The organism is Massilia agri, assembly GCF_024753255.1.
GTDB classification, from domain to species: domain Bacteria; phylum Pseudomonadota; class Gammaproteobacteria; order Burkholderiales; family Burkholderiaceae_D; genus Telluria; species Telluria agri.
The window spans coordinates 35,613-50,830 of sequence record NZ_JANUHA010000002.1 but is presented as its reverse complement, the minus strand read 5'-3'; the positions used below and the strand labels follow the sequence as shown (position 1 = coordinate 50,830).

General features: G+C 61.6%; 26 protein-coding genes and 1 tRNA gene. 25 read left to right on the top strand and 2 right to left on the bottom strand.

All coding sequences use genetic code 11. From position 1 onward, the window contains the following. Position 1: 1 nt before the first annotated feature. Positions 2–1,075, bottom strand: coding sequence for a mechanosensitive ion channel family protein (locus NX780_RS03330; protein WP_258826440.1), 1,074 nt, complete (start codon positions 1,073–1,075; stop codon positions 2–4). Positions 1,076–1,089: 14 nt separating this feature from the next. Beyond that, entirely contained in the window at positions 1,090–3,405 is a 2,316-nt protein-coding gene (gene ggpS / locus NX780_RS03325; RefSeq protein ID WP_258826439.1) for a glucosylglycerol-phosphate synthase, read from the bottom strand. A 292-nt stretch (positions 3,406–3,697) separates the two neighbouring features. Here ggpS and NX780_RS03320 point away from each other — a divergent pair. The 25 genes from NX780_RS03320 (at position 3,698) to rpsM (ending at position 15,208) form a co-directional block, all read left to right on the top strand. Then, positions 3,698–3,774: transfer RNA gene (locus NX780_RS03320), tRNA-Val, on the top strand. 279 nt (positions 3,775–4,053) lie between these two features. Beyond that, a complete protein-coding gene (rplC, locus tag NX780_RS03315) occupies positions 4,054–4,710 on the top strand; it encodes a 50S ribosomal protein L3 (protein ID WP_258826438.1) in 657 nt (218 codons plus the stop codon). 2 nt (positions 4,711–4,712) lie between these two features. Next, positions 4,713–5,333 carry a 50S ribosomal protein L4 gene (gene rplD / locus NX780_RS03310; protein ID WP_036208965.1) on the top strand — a complete coding sequence of 207 codons (621 nt, stop codon included), beginning with the start codon at positions 4,713–4,715 and terminating at the stop codon, positions 5,331–5,333. Continuing rightward, positions 5,330–5,647, top strand: coding sequence for a 50S ribosomal protein L23 (gene rplW / locus NX780_RS03305; RefSeq protein WP_258826437.1), 318 nt, complete (start codon positions 5,330–5,332; stop codon positions 5,645–5,647). The genes rplD and rplW overlap by 4 nt, the downstream gene beginning before the upstream one ends. Further along, complete coding sequence (rplB, locus tag NX780_RS03300; RefSeq protein WP_258826436.1) at positions 5,647–6,474, top strand: 50S ribosomal protein L2; 828 nt, start codon at positions 5,647–5,649, stop codon at positions 6,472–6,474. Before rplW ends, rplB begins: the two co-directional genes overlap by 1 nt. 10 nt (positions 6,475–6,484) lie before the next feature. Beyond that, positions 6,485–6,760 (top strand): 30S ribosomal protein S19, encoded by a 276-nt coding sequence (rpsS, locus tag NX780_RS03295; protein ID WP_109345404.1) that lies wholly within the window; start codon positions 6,485–6,487, stop codon positions 6,758–6,760. After that, the gene (rplV, locus tag NX780_RS03290; protein WP_171085678.1) at positions 6,757–7,089 is read left to right on the top strand and encodes a 50S ribosomal protein L22; all 333 of its coding nucleotides are present in this window, start codon (positions 6,757–6,759) and stop codon (positions 7,087–7,089) included. Before rpsS ends, rplV begins: the two co-directional genes overlap by 4 nt. Before the next feature lie 11 nt (positions 7,090–7,100). Next, positions 7,101–7,895, top strand: coding sequence for a 30S ribosomal protein S3 (rpsC, locus tag NX780_RS03285; protein WP_258826435.1), 795 nt, complete (start codon positions 7,101–7,103; stop codon positions 7,893–7,895). Positions 7,896–7,897: 2 nt separating this feature from the next. Next, entirely contained in the window at positions 7,898–8,317 is a 420-nt protein-coding gene (gene rplP / locus NX780_RS03280; protein WP_036246288.1) for a 50S ribosomal protein L16, read from the top strand. Between the two features lie 12 nt (positions 8,318–8,329). Next, entirely contained in the window at positions 8,330–8,521 is a 192-nt protein-coding gene (gene rpmC / locus NX780_RS03275) for a 50S ribosomal protein L29 (RefSeq protein ID WP_027867254.1), read from the top strand. Further along, positions 8,518–8,790, top strand: coding sequence for a 30S ribosomal protein S17 (gene rpsQ, locus NX780_RS03270; protein ID WP_258826434.1), 273 nt, complete (start codon positions 8,518–8,520; stop codon positions 8,788–8,790). The genes rpmC and rpsQ overlap by 4 nt, the downstream gene beginning before the upstream one ends. A 228-nt stretch (positions 8,791–9,018) precedes the next feature. After that, positions 9,019–9,387: a 50S ribosomal protein L14 gene (gene rplN, locus NX780_RS03265; RefSeq protein ID WP_211519064.1), complete on the top strand. Its 369-nt coding sequence runs from the start codon at positions 9,019–9,021 to the stop codon at positions 9,385–9,387. A gap of 9 nt (positions 9,388–9,396) precedes the next feature. Beyond that, on the top strand, positions 9,397–9,711 hold the full coding sequence (gene rplX / locus NX780_RS03260) for a 50S ribosomal protein L24 (RefSeq protein WP_036208955.1): 315 nt from the start codon (positions 9,397–9,399) through the stop codon (positions 9,709–9,711). 5 nt (positions 9,712–9,716) lie between these two features. Then, positions 9,717–10,256 carry a 50S ribosomal protein L5 gene (gene rplE / locus NX780_RS03255; RefSeq protein WP_258826433.1) on the top strand — a complete coding sequence of 180 codons (540 nt, stop codon included), beginning with the start codon at positions 9,717–9,719 and terminating at the stop codon, positions 10,254–10,256. Positions 10,257–10,260: 4 nt separating this feature from the next. Beyond that, positions 10,261–10,566 carry a 30S ribosomal protein S14 gene (gene rpsN, locus NX780_RS03250; RefSeq protein WP_005663444.1) on the top strand — a complete coding sequence of 102 codons (306 nt, stop codon included), beginning with the start codon at positions 10,261–10,263 and terminating at the stop codon, positions 10,564–10,566. Positions 10,567–10,580: 14 nt separating this feature from the next. Beyond that, the gene (gene rpsH, locus NX780_RS03245) at positions 10,581–10,976 is read left to right on the top strand and encodes a 30S ribosomal protein S8 (protein ID WP_258826432.1); all 396 of its coding nucleotides are present in this window, start codon (positions 10,581–10,583) and stop codon (positions 10,974–10,976) included. 9 nt (positions 10,977–10,985) lie between these two features. After that, positions 10,986–11,519 carry a 50S ribosomal protein L6 gene (gene rplF / locus NX780_RS03240; protein WP_258826431.1) on the top strand — a complete coding sequence of 178 codons (534 nt, stop codon included), beginning with the start codon at positions 10,986–10,988 and terminating at the stop codon, positions 11,517–11,519. Between the two features lie 12 nt (positions 11,520–11,531). Then, positions 11,532–11,894, top strand: coding sequence for a 50S ribosomal protein L18 (gene rplR / locus NX780_RS03235; protein ID WP_078034739.1), 363 nt, complete (start codon positions 11,532–11,534; stop codon positions 11,892–11,894). A gap of 12 nt (positions 11,895–11,906) precedes the next feature. Then, positions 11,907–12,425: a 30S ribosomal protein S5 gene (rpsE, locus tag NX780_RS03230; RefSeq protein ID WP_078034738.1), complete on the top strand. Its 519-nt coding sequence runs from the start codon at positions 11,907–11,909 to the stop codon at positions 12,423–12,425. Positions 12,426–12,436: 11 nt separating this feature from the next. Then, positions 12,437–12,616: a 50S ribosomal protein L30 gene (gene rpmD / locus NX780_RS03225; RefSeq protein ID WP_036246278.1), complete on the top strand. Its 180-nt coding sequence runs from the start codon at positions 12,437–12,439 to the stop codon at positions 12,614–12,616. A 26-nt stretch (positions 12,617–12,642) separates the two neighbouring features. Then, the gene (rplO, locus tag NX780_RS03220) at positions 12,643–13,074 is read left to right on the top strand and encodes a 50S ribosomal protein L15 (protein WP_258826430.1); all 432 of its coding nucleotides are present in this window, start codon (positions 12,643–12,645) and stop codon (positions 13,072–13,074) included. Positions 13,075–13,102: 28 nt separating this feature from the next. Further along, positions 13,103–14,437, top strand: coding sequence for a preprotein translocase subunit SecY (gene secY / locus NX780_RS03215; RefSeq protein WP_258826429.1), 1,335 nt, complete (start codon positions 13,103–13,105; stop codon positions 14,435–14,437). Positions 14,438–14,457: 20 nt separating this feature from the next. Beyond that, a complete protein-coding gene (infA, locus tag NX780_RS03210; RefSeq protein WP_005663428.1) occupies positions 14,458–14,676 on the top strand; it encodes a translation initiation factor IF-1 in 219 nt (72 codons plus the stop codon). A 36-nt stretch (positions 14,677–14,712) separates the two neighbouring features. Continuing rightward, the gene (rpmJ, locus tag NX780_RS03205) at positions 14,713–14,826 is read left to right on the top strand and encodes a 50S ribosomal protein L36 (RefSeq protein WP_005663407.1); all 114 of its coding nucleotides are present in this window, start codon (positions 14,713–14,715) and stop codon (positions 14,824–14,826) included. A 16-nt stretch (positions 14,827–14,842) separates the two neighbouring features. Continuing rightward, positions 14,843–15,208, top strand: coding sequence for a 30S ribosomal protein S13 (gene rpsM / locus NX780_RS03200; RefSeq protein WP_036208931.1), 366 nt, complete (start codon positions 14,843–14,845; stop codon positions 15,206–15,208). Positions 15,209–15,218 lie beyond the last annotated feature (10 nt).

Here is a 15,218-nt window from a genome sequence, read left to right as displayed (position 1 = left end):
CTCAGGCGGCCTGCCGCAGGACGGCCGCGCCGGACGGCTCCGCCAGGTGCAGGGAATGCGCCGGCAGCGCCAGGCGCACGCCCTGCTCCTCCAGCATCGCCACGATGCGCAGGTAGATCTCCTGCTGCGTGTCCATGAAGACCCGGTAGTCGGCGCTGTCCACATAATAGACCGTCTCGAAGGTGTAGCCGGGCGCCGCCAGCGAGGCCAGGTGGGCGCGGTCGAAGCGCACCTGCGGCTGGGCGACGACGATTTCCTCGATCAGGCCGGGCAGCAGGCGCAGGGTCGGCTCCGGCGTCTCGTAGGTGAGGTCGAAGCGGAACACCACGCGCCGCGCTTCCATGCGGCGCAGGTTCTGGATGCGGCTTTTCAGCAGGTCGGCGTTCGAGAACACGATCTGCTCGCCGCCCAGGCTGCGCACGCGGGTGGTCTTCAGTCCGATGCGCTCGACCGTGCCGAGCATGGTGTCGACGATGATGAAGTCGCCCACCACGAAGGGCTTGTCCAGCACGATGGAGAGCGAGGCGAACAGGTCGCCGAGGATGCTCTGCACCGCCAGGGCGATGGCGATACCGCCGATGCCCAGGCTGGCCACCAGGGTGGTGATGTTGACGCCGAGGTTATCGAGGATCATCAGCGCGACCACCGCCCACAGCGCCACCCGCAACAGGAAGGCGATCGCCGCGGACGAGGTCACGCGGTCCGGGTCGGCCGCCTGGCGGGCGCGCGTGCCGGCCAGCCAGGCGCGCACCGCGTGGTCGCCCCAGAGCGCGCACTGCACCAGCACCGCCGCGATTGCGATACGGCTCAGCACCAGCTGGGCGCGTTCGGGCAGCACAAGCAGGCTGGCGCCGGCATACAGCCCGACCAGCACCAGCACCGCCAGGCGGGTGCTGGAGAGGGCGGCGACAAAGGAGCCCGCCGCGCGCGCATTGCCGGGATCGGCCGCCACCAGGCGCGAGAGGCGGCGCAGCAGGATGGCCTTGACGGCGTCCAGGCCGGCCGCGACCACCGCCGCGGCCACCAGGGCGATCAGCCAGTCGGCCAGCGGGTTGCCGAGGACGAGAGCGTTCATGTCCGGTCCTCCCTTCACGCCGCCGGGCGTTCGTCGGCGAGGGCCGCGGGCGCCAGGGCCGCCAGGAAGCCTTCGCCCCAGCGCGCCACGTCATGCTCTTCCACGATCATCCCGAGGCGCGCGGCGCGGTAGGCGACTTCGTCGGCGCCCATGGTCAGGGCCTGGTACAGGGTCTCGCTCATGGCGTTCGCATCGTAGGGGTTGACCAGCAGGGCGCCGTGCAGTTCGACGGCGGCGCCTGCGAACTCGGACAGGAGCAGCACGCCGGGCCGCCCGACCGCCTGGCGCGCGGCGATGTATTCCTTGGCCACCAGGTTCAGGCCGTCGCGCAACGGCGTGATCCAGGCGATGCCGCAGGCGGCGTAATGGGCCACCACGTCTTCGAAAGGCAGGGAGCGGTAGAAGTAGCGCACCGGCACCCAGTCGAGCGTCGAGAAGCGGCCGTTGATGCGGCCGACGGCGCGGTCGAGTTCCTCGCGCAGGCTGTCGTAGATTTCCATGCCGCTGGCGGCCGGGGTGACGATGTTCAGCAGGGTCACCTTGCCCAGCAGTTCCGGATGGCGTTCCAGCATGCGCTCGAAGGCTTCCAGCTTCTCCAGCGAGCCTTTCACATAATCGAGGCGCTCGATCGAGACGATGCCCGTCCTGCCATCCAGATACCCGTCCAGCTCCGCCAGCTGGCGCTGCACGGTGTCGCCCTGCACCAGGGAGCGGATCGCGGCGACGTCGGTGCCGACCGGATGCGCGCCCAGCGCCACCCGGCGCCCGCCGACCTCGATCGCGGTCATCATGCGGTCGACCCCGAGCGCGCAGCCATAGGTGAGGAAGCGCGGCGCGCAGGGCACGCTGCCGGCCACGTCGACCGGCGCGAAGGAGCGCACCGCGTCGACGAAGTTCTCGACGTAGCGCGGGATGTGGAAGCCCACGTAGTCGCACTGCAGCAGGCTGCCGATGATGTCGCGGCGCCAGGGCAGGATGTTGAACACGTCGCTCGAGGGAAAGGCCGTGTGGTGGAAGAAGGCGATGGTGAGGTCCGGCCGCAGCGGGCGGAGAAAAGCCGGGACCATCCACAGGTTGTAATCGTGGATCCACGCGGTGGCGCCATATGCGGCCTCGCGCGCGGTCTGTTCGGCGAACAGGCGGTTCACTTCCAGGAAGCGTTCCCAGTGGGCCTGCTTGAACCGGGCCTTGTCCGGGAAGGAGAAGATGATGGGCCAGAAGGCTTCTTTCGAGAACTTCTTGTAGAACAGGTCGATGTCTTCCTCGGTGAGCGCGATGCGCGCCGCCTGCAGTTGCGGATAGCGGGCGGCGTCGACCGCCACGTGGGTGGTGAAACCCTCCGGGGCGCGGCTCGCCTGCCGCGACCACGCCACCCAGGAGCCCTTGCGTCCGCCCGCGAAGAAGTTCATCAGGGTCGGCATGATGCCGTTCGGGCTCTTCGGGCGCTGCTGCAGCGTGATGCCGTCGACCTCGATCTCATCGTAGGGCAGGCGATGGTAGACCATGACCAGCTCGGCGTCGCCGTGGACCGGCGCTGCGTCCTGGGGGCGCGTTTCGCCCAGCGGCATGCCGTGGCGCGCCAGGCCCTCGAGGATGCCGCCACAGCCTTCCTGCGTGGCCACGTGCACGCGCGGGTTCTTGCGCACCCGCTCGGCCAGGGCGGGCTCGGCGCCGCCCACCACCACGCCGCGAAAGCCTGCTTCGAACATGGACAGGTCGTTCAGGGTATCGCCCGCCACCACCACGCTGGCGGGGTCGAAGCCGGCGGCGGTGGCCAGGCGGCGCAGCGCGGCGCCCTTGCCGACGCCGCGCGGCAGCACGTCGAGGTAGCGGCCGGCCGAGAACAGCAGCTCGCAGCCGAGGGCTTCCACCGCCGCCTGCAGGGCGGGGGTGACGGCGTCTTCTGGCGCGAGGAAGGAGCAGCGCCGCTCCTGGGGCACGCTCTGGCGCACCAGCTGCGGGAAGCCGCTCAGCGCGCGCAGCACGGCCTGGCTGCCGGGCCAGTGGGCGGTGAGCTCGTGCTGGATCGGCTCGACCGGGCGCAGCTCGCGGTCGACCACGGTGGCGCCGACGTCGGCGATGATGTAGTCGGGCGTGGGGATGCCGGGGTCGCTCAGCAGGGGGATGACGGTCTCGAGGCCGCGTCCGGTGACGAAGACCAGGACGGGGCGGGTGCCTTCTGGAGCGACGGCGGCGCCGGCGAACAGTTCGCGCACGCGGCGCCGCGCCTCATGGGTGCCGGCCAGCAGGGTGCCATCGAGGTCGGTGGCAAGCACGAGGCGGGCGGGATCGAGGGGGCGGGACCAGCGTTGCGAATCGATAACGGTCATGGATCATCCTTTTTAAACGATGCGTCCGCGCGCACGGGCGGCGGACCGGGTCGGGGCATGCGGGACGGGCCGGGAGGCGCACATGCCAGGGAAAGGCAGCAAGCTGCGCGGGACGCAGCCGGGGGGGCTGCCGGCGAGAGGTAGTGCTGAAGAGAAACTTTTGCTAAGTGCATTTGTACAATAGCATTTCGTGGCGGCATCGACAACCCGCGATCCGATACCGGCCTCATGAAAGGTATCGAAAAAAAGCTATTGCAAAACTGCTGGGCCGCTACGTATAATGCGGCTCCCCGGGCGGTTAGTTCAGCTGGTTAGAATACTTGGTCGACATCCAAGGGGTCGCAGGTTCGAATCCTGCACCGCCCACCAGACTTCCAGATCGCAGGCTCCCAGCAATGGTCGTAGCCTGCAGAGAAAAGGCGCAGCGGTGTGCCTTTTCTGTGCCGGTCGACAAGACCGGATTCCTCGCTCTCTCCACGATACTGCGGAAAACGCAACAGGCCGGTTTCAACCCCGATTTATCCTGTTGCGCCGTTGCCGTTTGCGCGTTATACTAGCCGGCTTCGGTATGGGCACGTCTTTTTTAGCCCATGCTTTTTTAGTAGTACTAATTAGCCCCGCCCAATCGTAGGTGGGAATGGAGAAAAAATGAGCCTGGGCCTCCTCGGTCGCAAGGTTGGCATGATGCGTATCTTCACGGATGACGGCGATTCGATCCCTGTCACCGTGCTGGACGTGTCCAACAACCGTGTTGCGCAAGTCAAAACCCCTGAAACTGATGGCTACACTGCAGTTCAGGTCGTCTTCGGTCAACGTCGCGCCTCGCGCGTGAACAAGGCCGCCGCCGGCCACCTCGCCAAAGCTGGCGTGGAAGCTGGCACGATGCTGCGTGAATTCCGCATCGATTCCGCCAAAGCCGCTGAACTCAAAGCCGGCGACACCATCAATGCTTCGATGTTCGAAGTGGGCCAGAAAATCGACGTGCAGGGCACCTCGATCGGTAAGGGCTACGCCGGTACCATCAAGCGTTACAACTTTGCTTCGGGTCGTCAGACCCACGGTAACTCGCGTTCGCACAACGTTCCTGGCTCCATCGGTATGGCGCAGGATCCGGGCCGCGTGTTCCCGGGCAAGCGCATGACCGGTCACCTGGGCGACGTTACCGTCACCACCCAGAACCTGGAAATCGCCCGTATCGACGCTGACCGTCAACTGCTGCTCGTGAAGGGTGCCGTTCCTGGCGCCAAGAACGGCCAGGTGATCGTCAAGCCGGCTGTCAAAACCAAAGCCAAGAAAGGAGCCTAAGTATGGAACTCCAGCTCCTGAATGAGCAAGGTCAAGCTGGCGCCGGCGTTGCAGCTGCCGACACCGTGTTCGGCCGCGAATACAACGAAGCCCTGATCCACCAGATCGTGGTCGCCTACGCCGCCAACGCGCGCAGCGGCAACCGCAAGCAGAAAGACCGTGAAGAAGTCAGCCACACCACGAAGAAGCCATGGCGCCAGAAGGGCACCGGCCGCGCTCGTGCTGGTATGTCGTCGTCGCCTCTGTGGCGCGGCGGTGGTCGCATCTTCCCGAACACCCCGGACGAGAACTTCTCGCACAAGGTCAACAAGAAGATGTTCCGCGCAGGTATCTGCTCGATCTTCTCGCAGCTGGCCCGCGAAGGCCGTCTGAACGTCGTCGAAAACCTGTCGATCGAAGCCCCGAAGACCAAGCTGCTGTCGCAAAAGCTGCAGGGCATGGGCCTGGAATCGGTCCTGGTGATCACCGACACCATCGATGAAAACCTGGAACTGGCATCGCGCAACCTGCCGAACGTGCTCGTCGTCGAGCCGAAGTCGGCTGACCCGATGTCGCTGGTGTTCTACAAGAAAGTCCTGGTCACCAAAGCTGCTCTGGCCAAGATCGAGGAGATGTACGCATGAGCGCCGCAATCAAATTCAGCGAAGAGCGCCTGATGAAGGTGCTGCTGGCTCCGGTCATTTCCGAAAAGGCGACCTTCGTCGCTGAAAAGAACGAACAGATCGTGTTCAAGGTTCTGCCGGATGCGACCAAGCCGGAAATCAAGGCTGCCGTCGAGCTGCTGTTCAAAGTCGAAGTGGAATCGGTGCAGACCGTGAACCGCGAAGGCAAGCAGAAGCGCGCTGGCCGTTTCACTGGTCGCCGCAACCACACGAAGCGTGCTTTCGTGTGCCTGAAGCCTGGCCAGGAAATCAATTTTGTCGAGGAGGCTAAATAATGGCACTCGTTAAGATGAAGCCAACCTCCCCAGGCCGCCGCGGCATGGTGAAGGTTGTGAACAGCGACCTGTACAAAGGCCGTCCGTTCGCAGCCCTGGTTGAAAAGAAATCGAAGACCGCCGGCCGTAACAACAACGGTCACATCACCACCCGTCACATCGGCGGTGGCCACAAGCAGCACTACCGTCTGGTCGACTTCAAGCGCCAGAAGGATGGTATCCCTGCCAAGGTCGAGCGTATCGAATACGACCCGAACCGTACCGCGCACATCGCTCTGCTGTGCTACGCGGACGGCGCCCGTGCGTACATCATCGCTCCGAAGGGCGTCGCTGTCGGCGATACCCTGATGAACGGTTCGGAAGCACCGATCAAGGCCGGTAACTGCCTGCCGATCCGCAACATCCCGGTCGGTACCGTGATGCACTGCGTCGAAATGCTGCCTGGCAAAGGCGCACAGATGGCCCGCACCGCCGGCGCCGCTGTCGTCCTGATGGCCCGCGAAGGCACCTACGCCCAGGTCCGCCTGCGCTCGGGTGAAGTCCGTCGCGTGCACATCGAGTGCCGTGCAACCGTGGGTGAAGTCGGCAACGCCGAACACAGCCTGCGCAAGATCGGTAAAGCCGGTGCGATGCGTTGGCGCGGTGTGCGTCCGACCGTCCGCGGTGTCGTCATGAACCCGATCGACCACCCGCACGGTGGTGGTGAGGGTCGTACGGCAGCGGGTCGTCACCCGGTGTCGCCATGGGGCCAGCAGACCAAGGGCAAGAAGACGCGTTCGAACAAGCGCACTTCGTCGATGATCGTCTCGCGCCGCGGCAAGAAATAAGGGATAAAACATGACTCGTTCATTGAAAAAAGGGCCGTTCATTGACGCCCACCTGGTGAAGAAGGTCGAAGCCGCGCAAGCGAGCAAAGACAAGAAGCCAGTCAAAACCTGGTCGCGCCGCTCGACGATCACTCCTGACTTCATCGGTCTGACCATCGCCGTCCACAACGGCAAGGTCCACGTGCCGGTGTATGTCTCGGAGAACATGGTCGGCCACAAGCTCGGCGAATTCGCGCTGACCCGTACGTTCAAGGGCCACGCTGCTGACAAGAAGGCGAAACGATAATGGAAACTAAAGCAATCCTCAAAGGCGTTCGCCTGTCGGAACAGAAGGGCCGCCTCGTTGCGGACCTGATCCGCGGCAAGAAAGTTGACGCAGCACTCAACATTCTGCAGTTCAGCCCGAAAAAGGGCGCGACCATCATCAAGAAGGTGCTGGAGTCGGCAATCGCCAACGCCGAGCACAACGATGGTGCGGACATCGACGAACTGAAGGTCGTGCAGATCTACGTCGAAAAGGGCCCGATCCTGAAGCGCTTTACGGCTCGCGCCAAAGGCCGCGGTGATCGCATTTCGAAACAATCCTGTCACATCTACGTGACTGTCGGTAACTAAGGGGTCACACGATGGGTCAGAAAATCCACCCAACCGGCTTCCGCCTGGCGGTCACCCGTAACTGGGCATCGCGCTGGTACGCTGGCAACGGCAACTTCGCCGAAATGCTGAAGGAAGACCTGGAAGCTCGCGCTTTCCTGAAGAAGAAGCTGAAGAACGCTTCGGTCGGTCGCGTCGTCATCGAGCGTCCTGCCAAGAACGCGCGCTTCACCATCTTCTCGTCGCGTCCTGGCGTCGTGATCGGCAAGAAGGGCGAAGACATCGAAGTGCTGAAGTCGTCGCTGGCGAAGATCATGGGCGTGCCCGTGCACGTCAATATCGAAGAGATCCGCAAGCCGGAAATCGATTCGCAGCTGATCGCCGATTCGATCGCGCAGCAGCTCGAAAAGCGCATCATGTTCCGTCGCGCCATGAAGCGCGCGATGCAGAACGCCATGCGCCTGGGCGCCGTCGGCATCAAGATCATGTCGTCGGGCCGCCTGAACGGCATCGAGATCGCACGTACCGAATGGTACCGCGAAGGCCGTGTGCCCCTGCACACCCTGCGCGCCGATATCGACTACGGCACCAGCGAAGCATCGACCACCTACGGCATCATCGGCGTCAAGGTGTGGGTCTACAAGGGCGATCGTTCGGCAACGGGCGAAGCACCTGTGATCGACGTCCCGGCCGACGAGAAGAAGCCACGCGGCCCGCGTCGCGATGATGGCAAGCCGGGCGGCCGTCCGCGCCCAGGCGCCAAACCAGGAGCCGCTCCAGCAGGTCGTCGCGCCGCTGCCAAGCCGGCTGAGAAAGCAGGAGAATAAAGATGCTGCAGCCATCCCGCAGAAAGTATCGTAAAGAGCAGAAGGGCCGTAACACCGGCATCTCGCACACCCGCGGCACCTCGGTGTCGTTCGGCGAATTCGGCCTGAAGGCAGTTGCCCGCGGCCGTATCACCGCACGCCAGATCGAAGCCGCACGTCGCGCGATGACCCGTCACATCAAGCGTGGCGGCCGTATCTGGATCCGTATCTTCCCGGACAAGCCGATCTCGAACAAGCCGGCCGAAGTCCGTATGGGTAACGGTAAGGGTAACCCGGAGTACTACGTCGCTGAAATCCAGCCAGGCAAGGTCCTGTACGAGATGGACGGCGTCGCTGAAGAACTGGCGCGCGAAGCGTTCCGCCTGGCCGCTGCCAAACTGCCGCTGGCGACCACTTTCGTGGTCCGTCAAGTCGGCCAATAACAGGAGTTGAATATGAAAGCATCGGAACTCCGCGGCAAGGACCAGGAAGCGCTGCAAAAGGAGCTGAATGAGCTGCTGAAGGCCCAGTTCGGCCTGCGCATGCAAATCGCTACCCAGCAGCTGGGCAACACCGCGCAGCTCAAGAAAGTACGTCGCGACATCGCGCGTGTGAAGACTGTGATGAACTCGAAGGAAGCCAAATGAACGACACCACTAAAACGGCGCTGAAGCGTACGCTGGTCGGCAAGGTCGTGTCCGACAAAATGGACAAGACGGTGACCGTCCTGATCGAGCGTCACGTGAAGCACCCGCTGTACGGCAAGATCATCGTGCGCTCGAACAAGTATCACGCGCACGACGAGACCAACCAGGTCAAGACCGGCGACACGGTCGAGATCACGGAAGGTCGCCCGATCTCGAAGACGAAGGCCTGGACCGTGACCCGTGTTGTGCAGGAAGCACAGGTCATCTAAAGCCTAAAAATTTGTCTTGCGTGGCCCGCTGGTATCTGTGATACTAGCGGGCTTCGTTCATGTGTTGCCGCAGTGCGTATCCCTCGGTATCTGCGGCCTGTAACGAATGGAAAGTCCATCACCCAAACATGGGGCTCCAGCAGGGGCGTCATGGCGGGACCAAGACTGACCGCAGGCCCATGGATTTCCGTGGGGTTTTCTACGGCTTAAGTTGGGAAAGAAAATACTATGATTCAAACCGAAAGCCGGCTCGAAGTAGCCGACAACACCGGTGCCAAGGAAGTTCTGTGCATCAAGGTGTTGGGCGGCTCGAAGCGCCGTTATGCGAGCATTGGCGACATCATCAAGGTCACCGTCAAGGTGGCTGCGCCGCGTGGCCGCGTCAAGAAGGGCGAAATTTACAACGCCGTGGTTGTGCGTACCGCTAAAGGTGTGCGCCGCCAGGACGGTTCCCTGGTGAAGTTCGATGGCAATGCCGCCGTCCTGCTGAACAGCAAGCTGGAGCCGATCGGTACCCGTATCTTCGGACCGGTGACGCGCGAGCTGCGTACCGAGAAGTTCATGAAGATCGTGTCCCTGGCACCTGAAGTTCTGTAAGGAGTCGACATGGATAAGATTCGTAAAAACGACGAAGTCATCGTTCTGGCCGGTAAGGACAAGGGCAAGCGTGGCGTCGTTCAGAAGCGTGTAGACGCTGAACACGTCATCGTTGAAGGCGTCAACGTCGCTAAGAAAGCGACCAAGCCGAACCCGATGACCGGTGTTACTGGTGGTATCGTCGACAAGACTATGCCGATTCACGTGTCGAACGTCGCGCTGTTCAACGCTGCGACCGGCAAGGCAGATCGCGTTGGCTTCAAAGATGTGGACGGCAAAAAAGTCCGCGTCTTCAAGTCGAACGGCGAAGTAGTGAAGGGGTAAGATAAATGGCCCGTCTCCAACAAATTTACAAAGACAAGATCGTCGCCGAGTTGACCGAGAAATTCGGTTACAAGTCGGTGATGGAAGTCCCGCGCCTGACCAAGATCACCCTGAACATGGGTCTGTCGGAAGCAGTCGCTGACAAGAAAGTCATCGAGCACGCCACTGGCGACCTGACCAAGATCGCCGGCCAGAAGCCGGTCGTGACCAAGGCACGCAAGGCAATCGCAGGTTTCAAGATCCGCGAAGGCTACCCGATCGGTACCATGGTCACCCTGCGTGGCAACCGCATGTACGAATTCCTGGACCGCTTCATCACCGTGGCCCTGCCGCGCGTGCGTGACTTCCGCGGTGTGAATGGCAAATCGTTCGACGGCCGTGGCAACTACAACATCGGTGTCAAGGAACAGATCATCTTCCCTGAGATCGATTACGACAAGATCGACGCGCTGCGTGGCATGAACATCTCGATCACCACCACCGCTAAGACCGACGAAGAAGCCAAAGCGCTGCTCGCCGCCTTCAAATTCCCGTTCAGGAACTAAGAGCATGGCAAAACTTGCACTGATTAACCGCGAACAGAAGCGTGCAGACCTGGTGGAGAAATTCGCCGCAAAGCGTGCAGCTCTGAAAGCAATCATCGACGACCAGTCGAAGTCGGAAGAAGAACGTTACGAAGCGCGCCTGAAGCTGCAGGCTCTGCCGCGCAACTCGGCGCCGACCCGCCAGCGCAACCGCTGCGCCATGACCGGCCGTCCACGTGGCACCTTCCGTAAATTCGGTCTGGCCCGCACCAAACTCCGCGAATTCGCCATGAAAGGCGAAATCCCGGGTATGACCAAAGCCAGCTGGTAATAGGAGAATAAGCAATGAGTATGAGCGATCCTATCGCCGATATGCTGACCCGCATCCGCAACGCACAAACTGTCCAGAAGACCTCGGTCGCAATGCCGTCGTCGAAAGTCAAGGTTGCGATCGCCAACGTCCTGAAGGACGAGGGTTACATCGAAGATTTCGCCGTGACCACCGAAGGTGGTAAGGCTGAACTGAAAATCGGTCTGAAGTATTACACCGGCCGTCCGGTCATCGAGCGCATCGAGCGCGTGTCCCGTCCTGGCCTGCGCGTCTATAAGGGCAAGGATGAAATCCCGTCGGTCATGAATGGCCTGGGCGTGGCAATCGTCTCGACCCCGCAAGGCGTGATGACCGACCGCAAAGCACGTGCAACCGGCATCGGTGGCGAAGTGCTGTGCTACGTGGCTTAAGGAGTAGACATGTCTCGAGTAGCTAAGATGCCAATCGCCGTCCCGGCAGGTACCGATGTCGCGATCACCGCGTCGTCGATCACCGTCAAGGGCCCGCTCGGCACCCTGACCCAGTCGCTGAACGGCCTGGTCAAAGTGGAAAACAACAACGGCACGCTGACCTTCGACGTGGTGGACGATTCGCGTGAATCGAACGCCATGTCGGGCACCCTGCGCGCCCTGGTCAACAACATGGTTACCGGCGTCACCAAGGGCTTCGAGAAGAAGCTGAACCTGGTGGGCGTGGGCTACAAGGCAGCTGTGCAGGGCAACGCCCTGAACCTGTCGCTGGGCTTCTCGCACCCGGTGCTGCACGCGATGCCGGAAGGCGTCACCGCGGCCACCCCGACCCCGACCGAAATCGTGATCAAGGGTATCGATCGCCAGAAGGTCGGCCAGACGGCCGCTGAAGTGCGCGCTTACCGCTCGCCTGAGCCTTACAAGGGCAAGGGTGTCCGTTATTCGGACGAAGTGGTGAAGCTTAAAGAAACCAAGAAGAAATAATCGGAGCTGACGATGGACAAGAAAGAATCGCGTCTGCGTCGCGGACGTCAAACCCGCATCAAGATCGCCCAGCTGGGCGTGAACCGTCTGTCGGTTCACCGCACCAACCTGCACATCTATGCGAACCTGATCAGCCCGGACGCAAAGGTGCTGGTGTCGGCTTCGACGCTGGAAGCGGAAGTGCGCGCCGAACTGGCCGGCAAGTCGGGTGCGGGCGGCAACGCTGCAGCCGCTGCCCTGGTCGGCAAGCGCGTCGCAGAGAAAGCACTGAAAGCAGGGATCACCGAAGTGGCATTCGACCGCTCGGGTTTCCGTTACCACGGCCGTGTCAAAGCGCTGGCAGAAGCTGCCCGCGAAGCCGGTCTGAAGTTCTAAGGAAGAATCGTCATGGCAAAAATGCAAGCGAAAATGCAAAGCGACAAGCCGGATGATGGCATGCGCGAAAAAATGATCGCGATCAACCGCGTGACCAAAGTGGTCAAGGGTGGTCGTATCATGGGTTTTGCAGCGCTGACCGTTGTCGGTGACGGCGATGGCCGCATCGGCATGGGCAAGGGCAAGTCGAAGGAAGTTCCTGTCGGCGTGCAGAAAGCGATGGAAGAAGCCCGCCGCAACCTGATCAAGGTGCCCCTCAAGAACGGTACGCTGCACCACACCGTCACCGGTCGTCACGGCGCATCGCGCGTCATGATGTCGCCGGCCAAGCCGGGTACCGGCGTCATCGCTGGTGGCGCAATGCGCGCTATCTTCGAAGTGATGGGCGTGACCGACGTGGTCGCCAAGTCGACCGGTTCCTCGAACCCGTACAACCTGGTTCGCGCGACCCTCGACGGTCTGGCAAAAATGAGCACTCCGGCTGACATCGCTGCCAAGCGCGGCAAGTCGGTTGAAGACATCCTGGGTTAAGGGGAACAAACATGGCAAACACTGTCAAAGTCAAGCTCGTCAAGGGCCTGATCGGTACCCGTCAGGATCACCGTGCCACCGTGCGCGGCCTGGGTCTGCGTCGTGTCAACTCGGTCTCCGAGCTGCAGGACACCCCGTCCGTGCGTGGCATGATCAACAAAGTCGCGTACCTCGTTAAAGTTGTTTCGTAAGCCGCGGCTTACGTACGGAGAAATCAATGGAACTCAATACCATTCAACCAGCTGACGGCGCCAAGCACGCGAAGCGTCGCGTTGGCCGCGGTATCGGCTCGGGCCTGGGCAAGACTGCCGGCCGCGGTCACAAGGGTCAGAAATCGCGTTCGGGCGGCTTCCACAAAGTCGGCTTCGAAGGCGGTCAGATGCCTCTGCAGCGTCGTCTGCCGAAGCGTGGCTTCAAGTCGCTGAACGCATCGTTCAAGGCTGAAGTGCGTCTGTCGGACCTGAACAACCTGGCCGTCGGCGAAATCGACATCCTGGTGCTCAAGCAAGCAGGCATCCTGCCGGTGGTGGCACGCGACGTGCGCGTCATCCTGTCGGGCGAGATCACCAAAGCGGTGACCCTCAAGGGCCTGAAGGCAACTGCCGGCGCGAAAGCGGCGATCGAAGCAGCTGGCGGTTCGGTCGCTTAATTGCGGCCCTGCCTGATCGGAGCAAAAATTGGCGACTAATTCACAACTTGGTAAAAGCGCCGCTTCCGGCTTCCCCTGGGGTCGGCTGTGGTTTTTGCTTGGCGCATTGGTCGTGTACCGCATCGGTGCTCACATCCCGGTCCCCGGGATTGACCCGGTGCAGCTGGCAGCGCTGTTCAAGCAGAACGAAGGCGGCATCCTGGGCATGTTCAACATGTTCTCGGGTGGCGCCCTGTCCCGCTTTACCGTGTTCGCCCTCGGCATCATGCCTTACATTTCGGCTTCGATCATCATGCAGCTTGCATCGATCGTCTCGCCGCAACTCGAGGCGCTGAAGAAAGAGGGCGAAGCCGGCCGCCGCAAGATCACCCAGTACACCCGTTACTTCACGGTTGCGCTGGCACTGTTCCAGGCGTTCGGCATCGCGGTCGCGCTCGAAGCGCAGCCTGGCCTCGTGCTCGATCCGGGCATGGGCTTCCGCTTCGTCACGGTGGTCACCCTGCTGACCGGCACCATGTTCCTCATGTGGCTGGGCGAGCAGATCACCGAGCGTGGTCTTGGCAACGGTATTTCGATCATCATTTTTGCCGGTATCGCAGCAGGTCTGCCGTCGGCCCTGGGTGGCCTGTTCACCCTGGTTTCGAACGGTTCGATCAGCAGCATTGCAGCGATCATCATCGTGCTCCTGGTAGCAGGGGTTACGTATGCCGTCGTGTTCGTGGAACGCGGACAGCGCAAGATCCTGGTCAATTACGCTAAACGCCAGGTCGGCAACAAGATCTACGGTGGCCAAACCAGCCACCTGCCCTTGAAGCTGAACATGGCCGGCGTGATTCCGCCGATCTTCGCCTCGTCGATCATCCTGTTCCCGGCGACCATCGTGGACTGGTTCACGCGTGGCAAGGACTCCTCGAGCCCCTTCATCGGGTTCCTCAAGGATCTGGCCGCGTCGCTGGCGAACGGTGAGCCGCTTCACGCGGTGCTGTATGCGGTGGCGATTGTATTCTTCTGCTTCTTCTACACGGCGCTGGTATTCAACAGCAAGGAAACGGCGGACAACTTGAAGAAGAGCGGCGCATTCGTTCCGGGCATCCGTCCGGGCGAGCAGACTGCCCGCTACATCGACAAGATCCTGATGCGCCTGACCCTGGCCGGTGCGGTCTACATCACCCTGGTGTGCCTGGTGCCGGAGTTCCTGACCTCGCAGTGGAAAGTTCCTTTCTACTTCGGTGGCACGTCGCTCCTCATCGTAGTCGTGGTGACGATGGACTTCATGGCACAAGTGCAGAACTACGTCATGTCGCAACAGTACGAGTCATTGTTGCGGAAGGCAAACTTCAAGGGCGGGATTCCGTCGCGTTAAGCGGGGAAGGCATAGACCGAATGGCAAAAGACGACGTCATCCAAATGCAAGGGGAGATTCTCGAGAATCTCCCGAACGCAACATTTCGCGTGAAGCTGGAAAACGGGCACGTGGTTCTGGGACATATCTCGGGTAAAATGCGCATGAATTACATCCGCATTCTCCCGGGTGACAAGGTGACGGTGGAGTTGACCCCGTACGACCTGTCCCGGGCCCGCATTGTGTTCCGCACCAAGTAAAAATCATTAAAGTAAACGAACCGAAGAGAGTGCAAAATGAAAGTTAACGCTTCAGTCAAGCGGATCTGCCGCAACTGCAAGATCATCAAGCGCAAGGGCGTGGTCCGTGTGATCTGCGTCGAGCCGCGTCACAAGCAGCGTCAAGGTTAATTTCGAGGAATAACGAATGGCACGTATTGCAGGGGTTAACATCCCAAATCATCAGCACACTGTTATCGGCCTGACGGCGATCTACGGTATTGGCCGTCCGCGTTCGCAGAAGATCTGCGACGCAACCGGTATCGCGACCAACAAGAAGGTCAAGGACCTGGACGATAACGAACTCGAGAAGCTGCGCGACGAAGTTGCGAAGTTTGTCGTGGAAGGCGACCTGCGCCGCGAACTGTCCATGAACATCAAGCGTCTGATGGACCTGGGCTGCTACCGCGGCATGCGTCACCGCAAGGGCCTGCCAGTGCGCGGTCAGCGTACCCGCACCAATGCTCGTACCCGCAAGGGCCCGCGCAAGGCAGCTCAATCGCTCAAGAAATAATCTAGGAACC

Coding starts and splice junctions, on each gene's coding strand:
- rplP (WP_036246288.1), top strand. CDS start 7,898: ATGCTGCAGCCATCCCGCAGAAAGTATCGTAAAGAGCAGAAGGGCCGT.
- rpsS (WP_109345404.1), top strand. CDS start 6,485: ATGACTCGTTCATTGAAAAAAGGGCCGTTCATTGACGCCCACCTGGTG.
- rplX (WP_036208955.1), top strand. CDS start 9,397: ATGGATAAGATTCGTAAAAACGACGAAGTCATCGTTCTGGCCGGTAAG.
- rpsM (WP_036208931.1), top strand. CDS start 14,843: ATGGCACGTATTGCAGGGGTTAACATCCCAAATCATCAGCACACTGTT.
- rpsC (WP_258826435.1), top strand. CDS start 7,101: ATGGGTCAGAAAATCCACCCAACCGGCTTCCGCCTGGCGGTCACCCGT.
- rpsH (WP_258826432.1), top strand. CDS start 10,581: ATGAGTATGAGCGATCCTATCGCCGATATGCTGACCCGCATCCGCAAC.
- rplN (WP_211519064.1), top strand. CDS start 9,019: ATGATTCAAACCGAAAGCCGGCTCGAAGTAGCCGACAACACCGGTGCC.
- infA (WP_005663428.1), top strand. CDS start 14,458: ATGGCAAAAGACGACGTCATCCAAATGCAAGGGGAGATTCTCGAGAAT.
- rpmD (WP_036246278.1), top strand. CDS start 12,437: ATGGCAAACACTGTCAAAGTCAAGCTCGTCAAGGGCCTGATCGGTACC.
- rplD (WP_036208965.1), top strand. CDS start 4,713: ATGGAACTCCAGCTCCTGAATGAGCAAGGTCAAGCTGGCGCCGGCGTT.
- rplR (WP_078034739.1), top strand. CDS start 11,532: ATGGACAAGAAAGAATCGCGTCTGCGTCGCGGACGTCAAACCCGCATC.
- rplB (WP_258826436.1), top strand. CDS start 5,647: ATGGCACTCGTTAAGATGAAGCCAACCTCCCCAGGCCGCCGCGGCATG.
- rplO (WP_258826430.1), top strand. CDS start 12,643: ATGGAACTCAATACCATTCAACCAGCTGACGGCGCCAAGCACGCGAAG.
- ggpS (WP_258826439.1), bottom strand. CDS start 3,405: ATGACCGTTATCGATTCGCAACGCTGGTCCCGCCCCCTCGATCCCGCC.
- NX780_RS03330 (WP_258826440.1), bottom strand. CDS start 1,075: ATGAACGCTCTCGTCCTCGGCAACCCGCTGGCCGACTGGCTGATCGCC.
- rpsE (WP_078034738.1), top strand. CDS start 11,907: ATGGCAAAAATGCAAGCGAAAATGCAAAGCGACAAGCCGGATGATGGC.
- rplW (WP_258826437.1), top strand. CDS start 5,330: ATGAGCGCCGCAATCAAATTCAGCGAAGAGCGCCTGATGAAGGTGCTG.
- rpmJ (WP_005663407.1), top strand. CDS start 14,713: ATGAAAGTTAACGCTTCAGTCAAGCGGATCTGCCGCAACTGCAAGATC.
- rplC (WP_258826438.1), top strand. CDS start 4,054: ATGAGCCTGGGCCTCCTCGGTCGCAAGGTTGGCATGATGCGTATCTTC.
- rpmC (WP_027867254.1), top strand. CDS start 8,330: ATGAAAGCATCGGAACTCCGCGGCAAGGACCAGGAAGCGCTGCAAAAG.
- rpsQ (WP_258826434.1), top strand. CDS start 8,518: ATGAACGACACCACTAAAACGGCGCTGAAGCGTACGCTGGTCGGCAAG.
- rplE (WP_258826433.1), top strand. CDS start 9,717: ATGGCCCGTCTCCAACAAATTTACAAAGACAAGATCGTCGCCGAGTTG.
- rplF (WP_258826431.1), top strand. CDS start 10,986: ATGTCTCGAGTAGCTAAGATGCCAATCGCCGTCCCGGCAGGTACCGAT.
- rpsN (WP_005663444.1), top strand. CDS start 10,261: ATGGCAAAACTTGCACTGATTAACCGCGAACAGAAGCGTGCAGACCTG.